Here is a 20,190-nt window from a genome sequence, read left to right as displayed (position 1 = left end):
TTATTTCTGTTACTTTACTTCCAATGATTCAGCATTTCGAACTTCAGCTAATTTTTCCATTTCCATACTCGCTAGTAAAAATGGAGCTACTCCCATAAGATCATCACTTACTATTTGCTCACTCATATAATAATCATAAGAACCATCTCGATACTTAGCCCCACCAAGACCAGCACCTTTACATATACGATGGAGGTGAACACCTTTTTCATCTTCAGTGACAAAGTGTTGATGAATACCCTCATACGAACGGTTAACTACTTCCTGTTCAATCCCTGACAAATAACCAAGTCGGATCCCCTTCGCCAACGCATATATGAGCATACAGGAGCCAGATGCTTCTAGGTAATTGTTCTCTCTACCGTTTTGATCCATTAGCTGATACCAGAGGCCACTCTCTTGATCTTGGACATTCTTGATCGCGTGGGCCATTCGCTCAAAAACACCCATGATTTGACCACGTTTTGGATGATTCACTGGAAAGTGTTCGAGGGAATCAACAATCGCCATGGAGTACCATCCCATGGCTCGTCCCCAGACGTGGAATGATCGTCCCGTTTCTTTATCACACCATCTCTGTTCCTTACTTTCATCCCACGCATGATGCAAAAGCCCTGTATTTGGATTGCGCGTTTTCTCCTCAATCAAAAGGATTTGCCTTGCAACCTCGTCAAATCCTTCTGAAGCATGAAAGGATCTCGCATATTCTGCCAAAAAAGGTGATGACATATAAACACCATCAAGCCACATTTGAAAAGGATAGATTTTTTTATGCCAATAACCACCTTCACTTGTTCTTGGCTGTCCTTCAAGCTGCGATACTAACTGCTGTATTGCTTTCTCATACTTTTCCTCTCCAGTACGATTCCAAAGTGAGTATAAGTTCTTCCCTTTATTAATATGATCCAAATTATATTCCTCGATTGAATAGTCTCTAATTATTCCATCTTCATGGATAAAAAGATCCATATGCCTTTTAACCATTTGATGATATTTTTCTATACCACTCCAATCTGAAAGCCAATCAAATGCCTTTAATGTCATTCCCGCTACATATCCCCACTTATTGGCAATTTTGGGGTGGTATCCATTTTCGCATTGCTCAAGGATCGTCTCTGCAATTTTTATTGACCATTGATTTGCTTGCATTATTATTCATTCTCCTTTATCGTTCCATGTATTCCCAGCTTAACTTTCAGTCATATCAGCATCTAATAAATAGTTTTTTAGAACTATATAAAAGAATTAGCTTGAAAGTTCCTTACAATAAGGAATGTAAACCTTCCCATTTCACTGACCAACGACCATCCTGCGGGAACCCTGGACAATGATGATCTGAACCACCTTTCCATCCACAAGCCATCATAGCAACAGCAGTCAAAAGCCCTCCATTACCTGGCAAGTAGGCGGTCAAGCCGGTTCTTTGATAATTATGGCCGTTTACTAAATACGTATTTTTCGTAGCATCCATTAATAAAAAGTCTACGGCAAGTTCTCTTTCTCCTAACCTAGTAGCTGTCATTGCACACATAGGAAAATCCCAACCCCATGCAGATTCAAAGTCCCAAACTTCTTTTACCTTGTATAATGTATTTCTCATGATCTCTGAATCAACCAAAGTTCCTGGTAAAATCCCTAACGCTCCAAGCATGGAAGGGTGATCATGATTTTTCTCAGTAAATGTATTCAAACAATTCTCATGTGCAAGATAAACACCATCTTCATATCGTGGCTTTGCCAATGAAGTGGCTACCTTTGACCACAACGGATTCTCCGGTTTATTTAATCGAGCAGCCCAATTCATTGCAATTTCCAAGCCATACTTCCAATATTCAAGCTCATATGGAGGATTCATACTTTCATGAATATAGTGACATTCCTGAGCAGGGATAAGTGGTGGCCCAAGAACATAAGCTTCCCTTTTCTCATCCCAATGTGCATATGACACCATGAAGTCTGCAGCCTCAAAGACAATCGATTGATAACGTTCAAGAAATTCAGACTTTGGATTAACCTCATAACACATCTCAGCTAACGTCATTGGATGTGGCTGTTGCCAAATCAAACCTGGTGCTACCGGAGATGGACTTTGTTTCCCATCAAAGCCAACCATTTTCGGCCATCTAGCCCCAGAATACCCTTGTGACTCAGCTAGTTCCCTTGCTAGAGGTAAAATTGTTATATACCATTCAAGACTTTTTTCTAAATATTCCTTTCGTCCCCATATGGGAAAATGTGCTCCATGCCACCAATGCATCTCTAAATGGAATTTTCCAAACCAGCTATTATACATATTACCTGTTTCTTGAGGTGGTAATGAGCCGCCACTGTGAATAGCACATAAATATTGTGAAAGAACAATCCTGCGTTCAAGCTCCATTGCACGCGGATCTATGCTGCCGGAAAAATCCAAAGCTGCCCCGCTTTGCCAAAATGCTTCCCAGTAGGTACGACTAGATTCAAATACCTCCTTTGGCTTTTCATTAGTAGGAGTTTTCGGTGCATAGGAAACTGCAAATTCTAGATATTCCGATCTACCATCACCAATTAGTGTGTATTCATGTACTCCTGTTTGCTGCAAGGAACCTTGATTCCAATCCCATCTTACCTCATATTGGTCCTCATCCATCCTCCTAGTAAATAACACTGCTTTGTCAGAAAGGGATTGATAGTCAGTTTGATGTCTATCATTACGATCCCAGTCTGGCTGTGTCGCTTTTGACCAACTATTATGTGTTACATCTGGTGCTGGAAAAAGCGTAAAAACCTCCATACGTTTTTCTTTTATTAATGGAGAAAGGACCTGGACAGCAACGATATCATGATCTGAATGACAAGCCGTCTTGACCTGGACTGGAACTCCGTCTACAATAAATTCACTTTCAACAATCCCTGTCCATAAATCGAGTTTTTGTTTTATTTCTGTTATCTCATCCGATTGTATGACCCGATTTTCTCTCGTTAAAAACCGAAAGGAAATTCTCCCAAGCTGTAGTCTGTGTGGATTTTGGCGTAACCAGTGATAAGCTTCCTGTTTCCCTTCCGGTTTCATGGGATATTTCACCTGTCGACCATATGTTTTATAACTTTGATAGACAATATCCTTCTCCGAATATAGATTTGGTCGACCGGTATAATGCCATCCCCAATTTGATTGCGTTCCAAGAGGTGTTTCATATGCTTCTGGAAAAGTCTGTAGCCCTGTAAAGTCACAGCTAAACCCAAACTCTCTGTTACCAATGGACAGTGGTGAATTCGACTCCGCCCTTATAATCCTAGGATTGTGACGGTCTACAATTTCCCTTCTATTTAACAATGATTATCCCTCCAATTTTTAATTCATCTATTTTATAAATGTTATTCTTGATGAAATGACCAACCATAACAAAACGAATGACATTACATAACTTCTCTCTTCGCCTTCAATACTTCTCTGTATTTACCTGGGGTAATATTATTACATTTTCGAAAGGCCCGAATAAAACTATTTTCATGTTGGTACCCTACCTTTATTGCAATATTTGAAATTTTTTCATCCGTATTAACCAAAAGATCTGCAGCACGTTTCATTCTCAAATTAGTAAAATAACCGTAAATGGTTTCATTCTTTTCCTTCTTAAAAATGGAACTTGCCAAGCTAACACTAATCCCAATAGAATCAACAATTTCAGTTATACCGATTGGTTCATCTATATGTTCCTTCATATAATCAATCATTTTCTCAATTAATAGGGACTCTTTGCTTGTTCCTAATGTATCGATTTCCTCAATCAATACATTAGCCTGGTAAGTAAGGAAATTCGCGATATCATCGAGGTGCATAGTGTGGAGCTGATAATAAAAATCCATTTCCCTACTTTTCACTTTATCCTCATCATTTCTAAAGTTAAGATATCGATCACCGATCCTCCTGAATAGTGACAGTGCCTTCATAGGCTTCAAGCAACTTCTCTCTATCTCTCCAATGATATGATCAATTAAGTTGCTAGAGCGTAAGCTGTCTCCTGTTTCAATCGCTTCAGTCAACTGATCTAGAACATTGTCATTTATCGATATTTTTCCAGTATTTTGTTCCGTGGATTCTTCAAACTTCAACATACTTCCATATCCAGTATATAACCTGTTCCCAAGGGCTGTATCCGCCTCAACTATTGCCTCCAACAATTTCCCAAAATCAGATTTCTGGTTGCTGATTCCAACAGAAATACTGAACTCTAGTAGTCTAGGAACCACAGAAAGCGCTTCCTTTATTTTGTCATCTAATTGCGTTTCATCTTTACTTGGATGAAGGACAATCACAAGTTTATCCTTCCCTAGGTCGATACATTCGCTGTGTGAATGTGACTCTAATATTTCTGTGATGATATTAGCTAAAGCAAATTTTAAAAGTGAATGATCAGAATTCGGGTATCGATATGACCATTCATAGAAATTATCGATAGAAATGATCGCGACTTTTAACAAGTTATTCGCTGATTCTTGGAAATACCCGTTCCATTTTTCACTAATCTCTTTTGTATTTGTAATATTTTTATTATAAATATCGCTAAAAAACTTTGCTGATGCCTCAGATCTTACCTTACGATTCATATGTGATAATTGAGCATGATTACTTAGTAATTCCCCCGCTAGAACTTCTAAGTGCAACAAATCATGATGATCCATGTCTCGGCTACCAATATTAAACAGCTGCTTCATTCGACGAATAGGTCTAAAGGCAATATTGTTGATATAAAAAATCGCAACTCCACCTAATAACAAAGTGATGATCGATACGAAAAGTACAACATGACCTACTTTTTTCGATTTTGCTAGTAAACTATCTTGGGGTACAAGTGAAACATATTTCCAACCAGTCAGTGGGGAGATGTTTTGGCTTACGAGCAGTTGTCTGCCTTTATAGGTGATATCACCCAAATGTTTCTCATTTAATTCAGAAATAGCTTTCACAACTGCCTTTGAATCTAGTTTTTTGTTAGTAGTAGAATAAATAATTTCATTATTTGGATCAATAATAAAACGAGTACCGCTTAGATTCGACATATTTGGTAAATTAAATGGTTTAAACAGTTCCTTATTTCCAAGATTTATGGCCACTATTCCCTTAAATTCACCTTTAATCATAATTTTTCTAAACAAAGTTACCTCTGAACGATTGTATTTTTCTCCATCCTGAACGTTTCTTTTTTTTACAATCATCTTCTCATCACCGAACTCGTCAACTACACCTAACCAATTTGAATCGACAAACGTTGATTTACGTGAGCTAAATCCTTGTGGCATCGATACAAAACTACCATGTTTAATATCATAGATATAAATACTGTTGATATACGATGACCCGTTAATAAGTGTTGTTAACAGCTGATAAATTTCAGTAATATCGCTATAGGAATTCTGTTTTTCACTATTCAAAAATTTGTAGACATGTGTGTTTAATGCAACCTTAATCGCAATTGTATCGCTTTCACGAATGTGATTATCGATAAAATCCATACTAACTTGCAGCATTTGCTGCTGAGGTTCATTTAATTCCTCCTGAAGCACAGACTTGGAAGTTTGATATGATGTAATGCTCACTATGAGAATAATAAAGAAAACGGCAATCGTTAAAAACAAAATCAGCCTTGTCTCAGTTTGATGAAGTGGATACTTTATCCACTTCCATAAAGATTGATGCATCCTTATTCACCCTCCTTTTTTTGGCATTATACTACATATTCATTTACTTAGAGGAGGTTTTACTATATTAAATGCTATTTATGGTTTCTAAGCATTCATATTGTTTCAGTTCCGAATTGTCTTAATAACTTCCTCAATGTTTTGCCATTGAGACATGCTCTCTTCAGCTGAGAAATAATGGAGTTGGTTCAAGTCAATTCATCTCCCCACTTGATGAGTACTCCTGTTGTTTAAGAATTTCGTCGATTGTGATTGGACGGTGCTCTTTCACTGATTTCCAGACAGCTTCACCAGTTGACACAGAATATGCTCCGTCAATGGCTCCAGACAATATATTGTATTGTCTACGTCGATCTTCTCCAATAAAAAGATCTTCTAGTAGTAGTGGATCTCCCCCCCCATGACCTCCTTCACGATGTATAACATGAATCGTGTCCTTCGAACCAAATAAAGGGAAATATTCGATTGTTTGTTTTGATGTAGGAAATGGAATTCGACTTTGTGTATGGTATTCCACTGTTTCCAACCTACCCTTTGTTCCATTGATCGCAAGACGGTAGCCTTCATATGGAAGAGAAAAATTAACGGAGTAACTAAGTAGTGCGCCTCCATCGTACTTAACAGTTGCTGAATAGGTATCCTCGATATTTATTTCAGAATCAAATATACATTGATCAGGTCGATAATTTGTATAAGGGTAAGTTTTATCCTCTCCTACTAGTGAACCCAGGTGATCATCTGGAACTTGTATCTTTTCTTTTCTTGAGTTCCATCTAGAGTAATATGCACAGTCCTCCGTATATTTACACGTTTCGCAATGTCTACCATCCTCTTTACTAGGATTAAATTCGCCTTCTGGACCATAGTAATTAAGAGCACCGTATGCAAAAACCTCAACAGGCTTTTGATCAATCCACCAATTGACCAAATCAAAATGGTGTGTGCTCTTATGAATGGATAGTCCACCTGAAAGTTCCCTTAACCTGTTCCACCTTTTGAAATAACTTGACCCATGATGTGTATCAAGATACCAATTCAAATCAATAGATGTAACTCTTCCTATCTTTCCTTCCATAATTAATTCTTTAATCTTGGTATGTATTGGTGCATATCTGTAATTGAAGGTGACCGTTACCTTACCTTTACTAGCCCGCTCTGCATCTAAAACCCTTCTACAATCTTCACCTGTAGTGACCATTGGTTTTTCTGTAATGACATCAAGATCACGACGGAGGGCTGCAATTATGTACTTCGCATGACTGTCATCACGTCCAGCAACAATGATGACATCTGGCTTTGTTTCTTCAACCATACGATCAAATTCCGATTCTCCATACTTTTTTACATGAGTATGATCTGGGAATCTAGTTTCAAATAATTCGAATCTTTTAGCATCACGATCTAATACCCCAACTATTTCACAACTTTGAGAAAATGTAGTCGCAATCGGCTTCGCAAACATCCCTAAAGCTCTGCCGCTTACACCGCAAATAGCATATCTTTTTTTCATACATTTCATTCCTTTCAATAGATTCTAGTTTCATATATGATCTTTTAAACGAGTGTTGCCCAAAAAAATAACTTTTTGAGCAACAACTTCTGTAAAGCTTATTAACTAATTATTTCTTGTTTACTCTGTCATACCATTCCTGTACTCTTTCGGTTACTTTATCTCCACCTGCTTGATACCATCTATCCACAAATTCATCGAACTTCTCAATCGGCCACTCACCGATAACAATTTTTGTTAAATATTCTTGGAATAATTTATGGGACTGAATATCTGGAAATCCTTCGTAAACTGTAGCTGGTAAACCGTCTCCAGCAATTCTTCGCGCGTCTGCAGTACTTACTTCAAAGATATCCCTAACCATTTGTTTTTGATAGTCTTCCATTGTTTCTTCGATACGAATATCCATGTCCTCTTTGGTTATTAAATTTCTCATTCCTAATGCGATTGGTGTTTCATCGGTTGGAGGCAGTAATACCTTTTTCCCCCCCTCTACTTTATGTTGTGCTCCTTCAATACCATATGTGATAAATTCGTTATTTTCAGTATCATAGAAGAAGTCTAATAATTTTAGAGCATCAGCAGCCTTTTCCTCAGATGCAGCAGGAATCATCCACTCTGGTTCTCCCATGCTTTTTTGCGTGATATACCCTTCAAATCCTTCTGCTTTTGGAAGTGGCATTCCAGTAACATAAGCATCTGGTGCTCCTTCAAGCATTGCATTGTGACGATCACGTAAGTTAGCAGGTAAATGGTACCAACTACCTACTAAATTTGTATTGATCTTGGCTGTCCAAACCTCACCTTTATTTAAAAATGTTTCATTATCTAGTAGGTTTTCTTCATATAAATCACGGATAAATGAAATAGCAGCTTTCATATTTTTTGTAACACCAGCATATTGAATTTCACCTTCATAAATATCCCATTCAGGTACACCTTCCCACATTGCAACACCATAGATTGCAAATAAGTGATCCATCCATTTACCAAATTCCCTTCCTGAGGTAGGAATTTCATCTTGTTTTCCATTTCCATTTGGGTCTTTATCCCGAAAAGCCTTTAATAGTTCTTTATACTCTTCTACTGTTTCAGGCATTTCCATCCCCACTGCATCAACCCAATCTTGACGAATCAATGCAGCCCGTTCTGGAACAAGGTATACCTTTGGTACATAATAGATTTTCCCATCAGGGGTAGCAGAACGCACAACATCCCACGCTTCCTTCGGGATATTTTTCCATACATTTGGTGCATATTTTGGCAGTAGATCATCTAAAGGCAGTGCTGCACCTTGACTTATTAAGGTTTGGTCAAATCCACCTATTGGGCGGAAGATATCAGGATAATCTTCTGATGCAAACATCAAATTTAAGTATTCAACTGGATCAGAGCCAGCAGGTGTTGACATCAATTCATATTGAACACCTGTAGCTTCTAATATTTTTTGAACATGCGGGTCATCAGAACCAGGAAGAACTCCTTTTCCCATATGACTTTTAAATACTTTTACTTTATTAACTTCTTCTGATGAATTGCCTTCAGACGTACTATCTACTTCCTTATTATTGGTACAACCAGCAAGAGTACCGATAACAAGCATCAAGGCAAATAGTATGAATAATAATGACTTTCTGTTACTCTTAAACATTCATAATCCCCCTTTGTTACCCCATAATTATTTATTAAATCAAACCGATAGACGGTTTCATTTCTTTATTCCTTGAGTGACCCAAGGACAGCACCTTTTACAAAATATTTTTGTAAATATGGATACACCAATACGATTGGTACTGTCGCAAAAATAATTGTTGCCGCTTTCAAAGTTATCGTATTGAAATCATAGTCACCCATAACCAAATTGACCTCAGCAAGAGCTTCCGGTGAAATGAAATAACCACGAAGTCTCATCTGTAATGGCCATAACGTTTGGTCACGTAAAAACAGTACAGCCGGTTGGAACGTATTCCAGAAGCCAACCGCATAAAACAGGCCGATTGTTGCAAGTACAGGTTTTGATAAAGGCAAATAGATCTGAAATAATAATCGGAAATCATTACAGCCATCTATTTTTGCTGCATCATCTAGATCACTTGGTATTCCCATGAAAAACGTTCTGACGATAATCATATTAAAGGTACTTATTAATCCTGGAATAATTAGTGCCCATAATGTATCCATCAATCCTAGCTCTCTTACAGTTAGGAAGTAAGGAATCATTGGTGCATTAAAAATCATCGTGATGACAATCGCAAGCATGATTGGCTTTTTTAGAAGAAATTCTCTTCTAGACAATGGAAATGCGGTTAAGACTGTAAATAACATACTTAAAAAAGTACCAACAACTGTAATGTAAATAGTAACTCCAAAGGACCTCCAAAGCACTTCATTCTGAAGGATATGTTTCCATGTCCCTAACGTAAAATCCATTGGGAACAGGAAAACCTGTTTAGATTCAGCAGCAATTGGAGAGCTAAACGAAACAGCTAATAGCTGAAGCAAAGGTAGAATCATCGTTGCTGCAATGACGCTAAGAAGCGTGTAGTTAAATATGTTAAAACATATTTCTCCCAATGATTTTTTCATTACCATAACCCCTGTTCTGATTTTCTTGCGAGCCTATTAAAAACCCAAAGCAAGATAAAGCCTACAACAGATTGAAATAAACCAATGGCCGTTGTTAAACTAAACTGTCCTTGGAGTACCCCAGCTCGATAAACATATGTTTCAATGATGTCCCCTACTGAATATGTCATCGGTGTTAATAGGTTAAAGATTTGATCAAATCCAAGCTCTAAGAAATTTCCGATATTTAGTAAAAACATTATCAAAATGGTAGGGAATAACAAAGGTAGTGTGATATATCTGATTTGTTTCCATCGATTCGCACCGTCAATTACAGCAGCTTCATATAAATTAGGGTTAATTCCCGTTATGGCTGCTAAATAGATGATTGTTCCCCACCCAACACCTTTCCATATACCTGAGATGACTACAATCGTACGAAAATAACCTTCTTCCTGCATAAACAGAATTGGTGCTGCTCCAAATAACTCGCGAATAGCATTGATAATTCCTTCTGCCGCTAACAATTCAAAGACAATTCCACCAACAACTACCCATGATAAAAAATGAGGAAGATAAAACAAGCTCTGCACTGTCCGTTTAAAAAACATTAATCGTATTTCATTAAATAACAAGGCTAAAATAATTGGTGCAGGAAATCCAAAAATAAGCTGATAAAAAGCAATCATCACTGTGTTCCTTAAGACTTGAAAAAAATCTTGATAGGAAAAGATAAACTTAAAATTCTCTAACCCTACCCAAGGACTTCCAAAGATCCCTTTAAAAATTTGATAATCCTGAAATGCAATCGCACTTCCAAACAATGGAATGTACTTAAAGATAATGTAATATAAAATCCCTGGAACGATCATGACATAAAGCATCCAATTTTTTTTTATGTTTTCTAAATACATGCGGATGAGACTTTTCTTCTTAATTAGTACATTTGCCTTCATTTTCAGGTTTGATTCCCTATGCTGATTAACCGGTAAATGACCCATTCTCTACCTCCCTCTTGTTTTTTGAATATTCGCAATTTGATTATATCGATCTCGATCACTCTTATACAACCATCCATTTTTGCATGAAATACACAAATATTAAATATAGGAACTTTTTATTTCTCATTTTCCCTGATAATGAAGGTTTATGGACAATCAATAATCACCCTATTTATGAAAGCGCTTCCCATAGATGTTTATAACGTTTTGTACTAATTGTTTGTTAGTTGTAAGATATGTTTATTACTTTTTATTCTAACTACCACTAAGTGATAGGTTATAAAAAAGGATTAAATTTTTAAATAAATAGAAGCGGCCGTCCGAAAGTATCCTCTCTCTTTTCAGACGGCCTTTTGTAGTAATACGTAGATGAAGGAATGGGTTCATCTCCAGAAATAATTGTTTATAAGCAACTCCTCAATGCAAATTTCGTATTTGCTCGATTTAAGAAGGTAATTTTACAATTTACCGTAAACGGAGTTCTAACAGACTATGAAGTAAGGTTTTATGTTCATTATTAATGCACCACCTAATAAATTACATAGAATCAACAACAAAAAAGACCAGTATCTCTACTGATCTTTTTCTCTCTTACCTGGCAACGTCCTACTCTCACAGGGGGAAACCCCCAACTACCATCGGCGCAGAGAGCTTAACTTCCATGTTCGGATATTGGCTTGCGATAAGCGGCGAATCTCTTCGTCAGCTTGTTCATTCAGATCCTCATGTGCCAAGAACGCACATTCCGGTCTTCATTCACTGCGCTTTCTCGACCTTCTTGCTTCTCCCAAGCCTCAGGCTAGTAGGTTAAATTTGTCTTCAATTTTAAATGATTAAACCTTGCAGTTTAGAAGGAATATACAAAAAAGACCAGTACCTCTACTGATCTTTTTCTCTTTTACCTGGCAACGTCCTACTCTCACAGGGGGAAACCCCCAACTACCATCGGCGCTGAAGAGCTTAACTTCCGTGTTCGGCATGGGAACGGGTGTGGCCTCTTCGCCATCATTACCAGATAATTATAAAGTTGAAGGGATGTTCCTTCAAAACTAGATAACGATACACAATTCAATTCACTTCATTTAACGCTTTTATTAGGTTAAGTCCTCGATCGATTAGTATCTGTCAGCTCCACACGTCACCGCGCTTCCACCTCAGACCTATCAACCTGATCATCTTTCAGGGATCTTACTAGCTTACGCTATGGGAAATCTCATCTTGAGGGGGGCTTCATGCTTAGATGCTTTCAGCACTTATCCCTTCCGCACATAGCTACCCAGCTATGCCTTTGGCAAGACAACTGGTACACCAGCGGTGCGTCCATCCCGGTCCTCTCGTACTAAGGACAGCTCCTCTCAAATTTCCTACGCCCACGACGGATAGGGACCGAACTGTCTCACGACGTTCTGAACCCAGCTCGCGTACCGCTTTAATGGGCGAACAGCCCAACCCTTGGGACCGACTACAGCCCCAGGATGCGATGAGCCGACATCGAGGTGCCAAACCTCCCCGTCGATGTGGACTCTTGGGGGAGATAAGCCTGTTATCCCCGGGGTAGCTTTTATCCGTTGAGCGATGGCCCTTCCATGCGGAACCACCGGATCACTAAGCCCGACTTTCGTCCCTGCTCGACTTGTAGGTCTCGCAGTCAAGCTCCCTTGTGCCTTTACACTCTACGAATGATTTCCAACCATTCTGAGGGAACCTTTGGGCGCCTCCGTTACATTTTAGGAGGCGACCGCCCCAGTCAAACTGCCCACCTGACACTGTCTCCCAGCCCGATAAGGGCTGTGGGTTAGAATTTCAATACAGCCAGGGTAGTATCCCACCGACGCCTCCACCGAAGCTAGCGCTCCGGCTTCTCAGGCTCCTACCTATCCTGTACAAGCTGTACCAAAATTCAATATCAGGCTACAGTAAAGCTCCACGGGGTCTTTCCGTCCTGTCGCGGGTAACCTGCATCTTCACAGGTACTATAATTTCACCGAGTCTCTCGTTGAGACAGTGCCCAGATCGTTACGCCTTTCGTGCGGGTCGGAACTTACCCGACAAGGAATTTCGCTACCTTAGGACCGTTATAGTTACGGCCGCCGTTTACTGGGGCTTCGGTTCAAAGCTTCGCTTACGCTAACCTCTCCCCTTAACCTTCCAGCACCGGGCAGGCGTCAGCCCCTATACTTCGCCTTGCGGCTTCGCAGAGACCTGTGTTTTTGCTAAACAGTCGCCTGGGCCTATTCACTGCGGCTTTTCCGGGCTATTCACCCTAAAAAGCACCCCTTCTCCCGAAGTTACGGGGTCATTTTGCCGAGTTCCTTAACGAGAGTTCTCTCGCTCACCTTAGGATTCTCTCCTCGCCTACCTGTGTCGGTTTGCGGTACGGGCACCTCTCACCTCGCTAGAGGCTTTTCTTGGCAGTGTGGAATCAGGAACTTCGGTACTATAGTTCCCTCGCCATCACAGCTCAGCCTTATGTGACAACGGGATTTGCCTCGTTGTCAGCCTAACTGCTTGGACGCGCATATCCAACAGCGCGCTTACCCTATCCTTCTGCGTCCCCCCATTGCTCAAATGGTGAGGAGGTGGTACAGGAATTTCAACCTGTTGTCCATCGCCTACGCCTTTCGGCCTCGGCTTAGGTCCCGACTTACCCTGAGCGGACGAGCCTTCCTCAGGAAACCTTAGGCATTCGGTGGAGGGGATTCTCACCCCTCTTTCGCTACTCATACCGGCATTCTCACTTCTAAGCGCTCCACTAGTCCTTACGGTCTAGCTTCACAGCCCTTAGAACGCTCTCCTACCACTGTTCTAAAAGAACAGTCCACAGCTTCGGTGATACGTTTAGCCCCGGTACATTTTCGGCGCAGAGTCACTCGACCAGTGAGCTATTACGCACTCTTTAAATGGTGGCTGCTTCTAAGCCAACATCCTGGTTGTCTAAGCAACTCCACATCCTTTTCCACTTAACGTATACTTTGGGACCTTAGCTGGTGGTCTGGGCTGTTTCCCTCTTGACTACGGATCTTATCACTCGCAGTCTGACTCCTGAATATAAGTCTTTGGCATTCGGAGTTTGACTGAATTCGGTAACCCGTTGGGGGCCCCTAGTCCAATCAGTGCTCTACCTCCAAGACTCTAAATTCAAGGCTAGCCCTAAAGCTATTTCGGAGAGAACCAGCTATCTCCAGGTTCGATTGGAATTTCTCCGCTACCCACACCTCATCCCCGCACTTTTCAACGTGCGTGGGTTCGGGCCTCCATTCAGTGTTACCTGAACTTCACCCTGGACATGGGTAGATCACCTGGTTTCGGGTCTACGACCACGTACTCTTTCGCCCTATTCAGACTCGCTTTCGCTGCGGCTCCGTCTCATCAACTTAACCTTGCACGGGATCGTAACTCGCCGGTTCATTCTACAAAAGGCACGCCATTACCCATTAACGGGCTTTGACTACTTGTAGGCACACGGTTTCAGGATCTATTTCACTCCCCTTCCGGGGTGCTTTTCACCTTTCCCTCACGGTACTGGTTCACTATCGGTCACTAGGGAGTATTTAGCCTTGGGAGATGGTCCTCCCTGCTTCCGACGGGATTTCTCGTGTCCCGCCGTACTCAGGATCCACTCTGGAGGGAACGAAGTTTCAACTACAGGGTTGTTACCTTCTTTGACGGGCCTTTCCAGACCTCTTCATTTACTTCGTTCCTTTGTAACTCCGTATAGAGTGTCCTACAACCCCAAGAGGCAAGCCTCTTGGTTTGGGCTAATTCCGTTTCGCTCGCCGCTACTCAGGAAATCGCGTTTGCTTTCTCTTCCTCCGGGTACTTAGATGTTTCAGTTCCCCGGGTCTGCCTTTATTACCCTATGTATTCAGGTAAAAATACTACTCCATTACGAGCAGTGGGTTTCCCCATTCGGAAATCTCCGGATCAAAGCTTACTTACAGCTCCCCGAAGCATATCGGTGTTAGTACCGTCCTTCATCGGCTCCTAGTGCCAAGGCATCCACCGTGCGCCCTTAACAACTTAACCTTCGACATTAAAAATGTCATTTAAATCAATTATTAAGAGAATCACTAAACTAAGCGTTTAAACTCAGTGAATTACTTGAATTGTTATCGTTATCTAGTTTTCAAGGAACATAAAGCACAGGATGTGCAAATGCTGAATGCATTTAAACTCCTATGTCTTTTCTTACTTATAATGAAAGATCTAAAATAATCTCTCAAAACTAAACAAAAACCAAGTGTGCCTCATTTTCCTTAGAAAGGAGGTGATCCAGCCGCACCTTCCGATACGGCTACCTTGTTACGACTTCACCCCAATCATCTGTCCCACCTTAGGCGGCTGGCTCCTTACGGTTACCCCACCGACTTCGGGTGTTACAAACTCTCGTGGTGTGACGGGCGGTGTGTACAAGGCCCGGGAACGTATTCACCGCGGCATGCTGATCCGCGATTACTAGCGATTCCAGCTTCATGCAGGCGAGTTGCAGCCTGCAATCCGAACTGAGAATGGTTTTATGGGATTGGCTTGACCTCGCGGTCTTGCAGCCCTTTGTACCATCCATTGTAGCACGTGTGTAGCCCAGGTCATAAGGGGCATGATGATTTGACGTCATCCCCACCTTCCTCCGGTTTGTCACCGGCAGTCACCTTAGAGTGCCCAACTAAATGCTGGCAACTAAGATCAAGGGTTGCGCTCGTTGCGGGACTTAACCCAACATCTCACGACACGAGCTGACGACAACCATGCACCACCTGTCACCACTGTCCCCGAAGGGAAAGGTATATCTCTATACCGGGCAGTGGGATGTCAAGACCTGGTAAGGTTCTTCGCGTTGCTTCGAATTAAACCACATGCTCCACCGCTTGTGCGGGCCCCCGTCAATTCCTTTGAGTTTCAGTCTTGCGACCGTACTCCCCAGGCGGAGTGCTTAATGCGTTTGCTGCAGCACTAAAGGGCGGAAACCCTCTAACACTTAGCACTCATCGTTTACGGCGTGGACTACCAGGGTATCTAATCCTGTTCGCTCCCCACGCTTTCGTACCTCAGCGTCAGTTACAGACCAGAGAGTCGCCTTCGCCACTGGTGTTCCTCCACATCTCTACGCATTTCACCGCTACACGTGGAATTCCACTCTCCTCTTCTGTACTCAAGTTCCCCAGTTTCCAATGACCCTCCACGGTTGAGCCGTGGGCTTTCACATCAGACTTAAGAAACCGCCTGCGTACGCTTTACGCCCAATAATTCCGGACAACGCTTGCCACCTACGTATTACCGCGGCTGCTGGCACGTAGTTAGCCGTGGCTTTCTGGTTAGGTACCGTCAAGGTACCAGCAGTTACTCTGGTACTTGTTCTTCCCTAACAACAGAACTTTACGACCCGAAGGCCTTCATCGTTCACGCGGCGTTGCTCCGTCAGACTTTCGTCCATTGCGGAAGATTCCCTACTGCTGCCTCCCGTAGGAGTCTGGGCCGTGTCTCAGTCCCAGTGTGGCCGATCACCCTCTCAGGTCGGCTACGCATCGTTGCCTTGGTGAGCCGTTACCTCACCAACTAGCTAATGCGCCGCGGGTCCATCTGTAAGTGGTAGCAAAAGCCACCTTTCAATTTTGAACCATGCGGTTCAAAATGTTATCCGGTATTAGCTCCGGTTTCCCGGAGTTATCCCAATCTTACAGGCAGGTTACCCACGTGTTACTCACCCGTCCGCCGCTAACCTCTGGGAGCAAGCTCCCATCGATTCGCTCGACTTGCATGTATTAGGCACGCCGCCAGCGTTCGTCCTGAGCCAGGATCAAACTCTCCAATAAAGTGTTTGATATAGCTCATAAGTTTTGTACTATATAGTACGTTTTTGTTAATTAAAAATTAACGTTGGCACGCTTGGTTTTGTTTAGTTTTCAAAGATCATCGTTAGTCATTTCTCTCAGAAGCGACTTTAATAATATAACACATTTCAAAATAAAATGTCAACATATTTCGAAATGTTTTTTTGTGTCAATCTCTGAGTTATGATTGCCTCTCGGATGACCTTTATTACTATAACAGTTATAAATAATAGAGTCAACAATTAATTCATAAAGATTAATTCTCAAAATAGTAAAAGAGGAAGACAGTGTGACCTCACTATCTTCCTCTTTATGATTACTTTCTATAATATGAAGATAAAATACAAAACAAAAACAACAAACAATCCGTACATTATTGGATGTATTTCTTTAGCCCTGCCTTTAAGAGCCATTGTAATAGGATAGAAGATGAATCCAATCGCAATACCAGTTGCAATACTATATGCTAATGGCATTGTAATAATTATTAAAAATGCTGGAACTGCAATTTCAAAACGTTCCCAATCAATCTTCCCTAATGACGAAACCATTAATATACCTACAATAATTAAAGCTGGTGCAGTTACTGCAGGTGTAATAACTCCTAATAATGGAGAAAAGAATAATGCTAGCAAGAAGAGAACTGCTGTTACTACTGAAGCAAATCCGGAACGAGCACCTGCCGCAACTCCTGCAGAGGATTCAATATAAGAAGTAGTAGTTGATGTCCCTAAAATGGAACCTACAACTGTTGCTGCTGAATCAGCAAACAACGCTTTCCCTCCTCTTGGTAATTTGTTTTCCTTCATTAAACCAGCTTGATTCGCTACCGCTACTAAAGTACCTGCAGTATCAAAGAAATCTACAAATAAGAAAGTTAAGATAACAACCAGCATTTGTATTGTAAAAATTTGATCCAAGTTCATAAATGCTTGCCCGAATGTTGGCGCTAAGCTTGGGATCGAACCGACAATCTTATCAGGTACGTCAATTTGATTAAAGAACATTCCTATAATTGCCGTAATCAGCATTCCGTAGAAAATTCCACCTTTAACGCCACGAACCATTAGTATGATTGTAAGAACCACTCCAAATATAGCTAGAAGTGTTTGTGGGTTTGATAAATCTCCTAATCCAACAAGTGTTGCATCATTATTTACAATAATACCTGCATTTTGAAACCCGATAAATGTAATGAAAAGTCCAATTCCAGCTCCTACAGCAAATTTTAGTTCTGCAGGAATTGAATTAATGATTTTTTCGCGTAAGCCCGACAAAGTAAGTAGAGTAAAAATTAAACCCGATACCAACACACCAGACAAAGCAGTTTGCCAAGGTACGCCCATCGTTAATACAACTGTGAAAGAGAAAAATGCGTTTAATCCCATACCTGGAGCAAGCGCAATTGGATACTTTGCTAAAAGGCCCATTAATAGAGAACCAATTGCTGCAGCAATCGCAGTAGCTGTAAAGACCGCACCTGGATCCATTCTCATTTCTGCTGGTAAATCAGGGATCGAGCTCATTGACAATGTAGTTGGATTTACGAACAAAATATATGCCATCGATAAGAAAGTCGTTAATCCACCAATAACTTCACGGCGATAAGTAGTACCTAATTCATCAAATTGAAAATACTTCTTCATTATGATTGTCCTCCTAAATTTAATTCAAATGTTAACGCAAGGGATATGGGTTTATTTTATATACACTAATGAGTTCTATTCATTTAAATAATAAGTTCAAACAAAAAACGCCCACCATAGAAACGTGAGCGCTTGACGTACAAAAATAGTAATAAACAGTACTTTCCACCTATTTATTAGTACTTCGTAGTCAAGCCATTTAAGGTAGCTTGGTAGAAACTTTTGGGCCATATCCCCAATATTATACGATGTATTTCGTCTTATTTAATTCCTTTTTCATTCTATCAGCCTAAAGTCCCTCCGTCAACAAAAAACGAACATTATTTAAAATAATGTTCGTTTCGTTCGTATTTTACTCCCACTCAATTGTTGCAGGTGGCTTACTAGTAATATCGTACACAACACGGTTAATATGTTTTACTTCATTAACGATTCTTGTTGAAATAACCTCTAATACATCCCATGGAATTCGTGCCCAGTCAGATGTCATACCATCAATAGACGTAACTGCACGGATACCGATTGTATAATCATAAGTTCTCGCATCTCCCATTACCCCAACACTACGAATGTCAGGCAAAACTGTGAAGTACTGCCAAATATCACGATCTAGACCAGCCTTTTTAATTTCCTCACGTAAGATATAGTCAGATTCACGAACAATTTCAAGTTTTTCATCAGAAATTTCACCAAGTACTCTAATACCTAGTCCAGGACCAGGGAAAGGTTGTCTCCAGACAATTTCATCTGGAATTCCTAGCTCTGTACCTAATGCACGAACCTCATCTTTAAATAACGTGCTTAATGGCTCTATTAATTCAAATTCCATATCTTCTGGAAGGCCGCCAACATTATGATGAGATTTAATTGTTTGCGCTGTTGCTGTACCACTCTCAATGATATCAGTGTAAAGTGTACCTTGAGCTAAGAATTCAATACCTTCTAATTTAGCTGATTCATCATCAAAAACGTAAATAAATTCATTTCCGATGATTTTACGTTTTTGTTCAGGATCTGAAACACCCTTTAATTTGTTTAAGAAGCGATCTTTTGCGTCAACTTTTATAACATTCATATTAAAGCCTTCAGTGAATGTCTTCATTACACTCTCAGCTTCATTTTTCCGCAATAGACCATGATCAACAAAGATACATGTTAATTGGTCACCAATAGCTTTATGGATTAATACCGCTACAACTGATGAATCAACACCACCACTTAACGCGCATAATACCTTTTTATTACCTACTTTTGCCTTCAATTTGTCAGTTTCCATCTCAATGAAGTTCTCCATTGACCAGTTACCTGCACACTCACAAATAGAAAATACAAAGTTTTTCAAAAGGTCATTTCCAAATTCAGAGTGGCGTACTTCTGGATGGAATTGAACGCCATAAAACTTACGCTCTTCATTACTAATTGCTGCATATGGACATGATGTACTTATAGCATCTACACTAAACCCTTGAGGGATTTCTTTTACAAGATCACCATGACTCATCCAAACAACTTGTTGCTCTGGTAAGTCAGAGAAAAGCGAAGGCTTTCCGTGAATATCAATTGTCGCTTTACCATATTCACGGTGATCAGCTGCTTCAACTTTTCCGCCAAGAGTATGTGTCATAAGCTGCATTCCGTAACAAATACCTAAAACAGGAATCCCTAAATCAAAGATTGCTTCATCACAACTAAAAGCATTTTCACCATATACGCTATTAGGTCCACCTGAAAGAATGACTCCTTTTGGATTCATTTTTTTAATCTCTTCAGCTGTAAGTGTGTGAGGATGCAACTCACTATAAACTCCAAATTCGCGAATTCGTCTAGTAATTAATTGATTATACTGACTCCCGAAGTCTAAAACTACTACCATTTCATGAATGTTTGCCACTATCGTCACCTCATCCGTATTATCACTACAATATTACTTATTATACAAAACTCATTTAACAAATTCA

The 20,190-nt window shown here is 40.5% G+C and carries 9 protein-coding genes, 3 rRNA genes and 1 riboswitch; all 12 genes read right to left on the bottom strand.

From position 1 onward, the window contains the following. Positions 1-9 precede the first annotated feature (9 nt). Positions 10-1,149 carry a glycoside hydrolase family 88/105 protein gene (locus HUW50_RS10885; protein ID WP_066336099.1) on the bottom strand — a complete coding sequence of 380 codons (1,140 nt, stop codon included), beginning with the start codon at positions 1,147-1,149 and terminating at the stop codon, positions 10-12. Positions 1,150-1,261: 112 nt separating this feature from the next. Next, positions 1,262-3,316 carry a glycoside hydrolase family 65 gene (locus HUW50_RS10880; protein ID WP_185653901.1) on the bottom strand — a complete coding sequence of 685 codons (2,055 nt, stop codon included), beginning with the start codon at positions 3,314-3,316 and terminating at the stop codon, positions 1,262-1,264. 83 nt (positions 3,317-3,399) lie between these two features. After that, a complete protein-coding gene (locus HUW50_RS10875) occupies positions 3,400-5,682 on the bottom strand; it encodes an AraC family transcriptional regulator (RefSeq protein ID WP_066336102.1) in 2,283 nt (760 codons plus the stop codon). A 193-nt stretch (positions 5,683-5,875) separates the two neighbouring features. Then, positions 5,876-7,192, bottom strand: a complete 1,317-nt coding sequence (locus tag HUW50_RS10870) for a Gfo/Idh/MocA family protein (RefSeq protein ID WP_185653900.1) — start codon at positions 7,190-7,192, stop codon at positions 5,876-5,878. Between the two features lie 109 nt (positions 7,193-7,301). Continuing rightward, entirely contained in the window at positions 7,302-8,843 is a 1,542-nt protein-coding gene (locus HUW50_RS10865) for an extracellular solute-binding protein (RefSeq protein WP_066336108.1), read from the bottom strand. A gap of 65 nt (positions 8,844-8,908) precedes the next feature. Continuing rightward, on the bottom strand, positions 8,909-9,778 hold the full coding sequence (locus HUW50_RS10860) for a carbohydrate ABC transporter permease (RefSeq protein ID WP_066336109.1): 870 nt from the start codon (positions 9,776-9,778) through the stop codon (positions 8,909-8,911). Further along, the gene (locus HUW50_RS10855; RefSeq protein WP_396652628.1) at positions 9,778-10,671 is read right to left on the bottom strand and encodes an ABC transporter permease; all 894 of its coding nucleotides are present in this window, start codon (positions 10,669-10,671) and stop codon (positions 9,778-9,780) included. Before HUW50_RS10855 ends, HUW50_RS10860 begins: the two co-directional genes overlap by 1 nt. 987 nt (positions 10,672-11,658) lie before the next feature. Then, a 5S ribosomal RNA gene (gene rrf / locus HUW50_RS10850) occupies positions 11,659-11,774 on the bottom strand. Positions 11,775-11,853: 79 nt separating this feature from the next. Beyond that, positions 11,854-14,784 (bottom strand): 23S ribosomal RNA (locus HUW50_RS10845). A gap of 234 nt (positions 14,785-15,018) precedes the next feature. Further along, a 16S ribosomal RNA gene (locus HUW50_RS10840) occupies positions 15,019-16,568 on the bottom strand. The 16S, 23S and 5S rRNA genes sit together here, the layout of an rRNA operon. Positions 16,569-16,909: 341 nt before the next feature. Then, positions 16,910-18,232 (bottom strand): NCS2 family permease, encoded by a 1,323-nt coding sequence (locus HUW50_RS10835; protein WP_066335642.1) that lies wholly within the window; start codon positions 18,230-18,232, stop codon positions 16,910-16,912. A gap of 167 nt (positions 18,233-18,399) precedes the next feature. Next, a riboswitch (purine riboswitch) is annotated at positions 18,400-18,501 on the bottom strand. A gap of 83 nt (positions 18,502-18,584) precedes the next feature. After that, on the bottom strand, positions 18,585-20,105 hold the full coding sequence (gene guaA, locus HUW50_RS10830) for a glutamine-hydrolyzing GMP synthase (RefSeq protein WP_396652627.1): 1,521 nt from the start codon (positions 20,103-20,105) through the stop codon (positions 18,585-18,587). Positions 20,106-20,190: the final 85 nt, after the last annotated feature.

The organism is Metabacillus sp. KUDC1714, assembly GCF_014217835.1.
Classification (GTDB): domain Bacteria; phylum Bacillota; class Bacilli; order Bacillales; family Bacillaceae; genus Metabacillus; species Metabacillus rhizosphaerae.
This window is presented reverse-complemented; position numbering and strand designations above follow the sequence as displayed.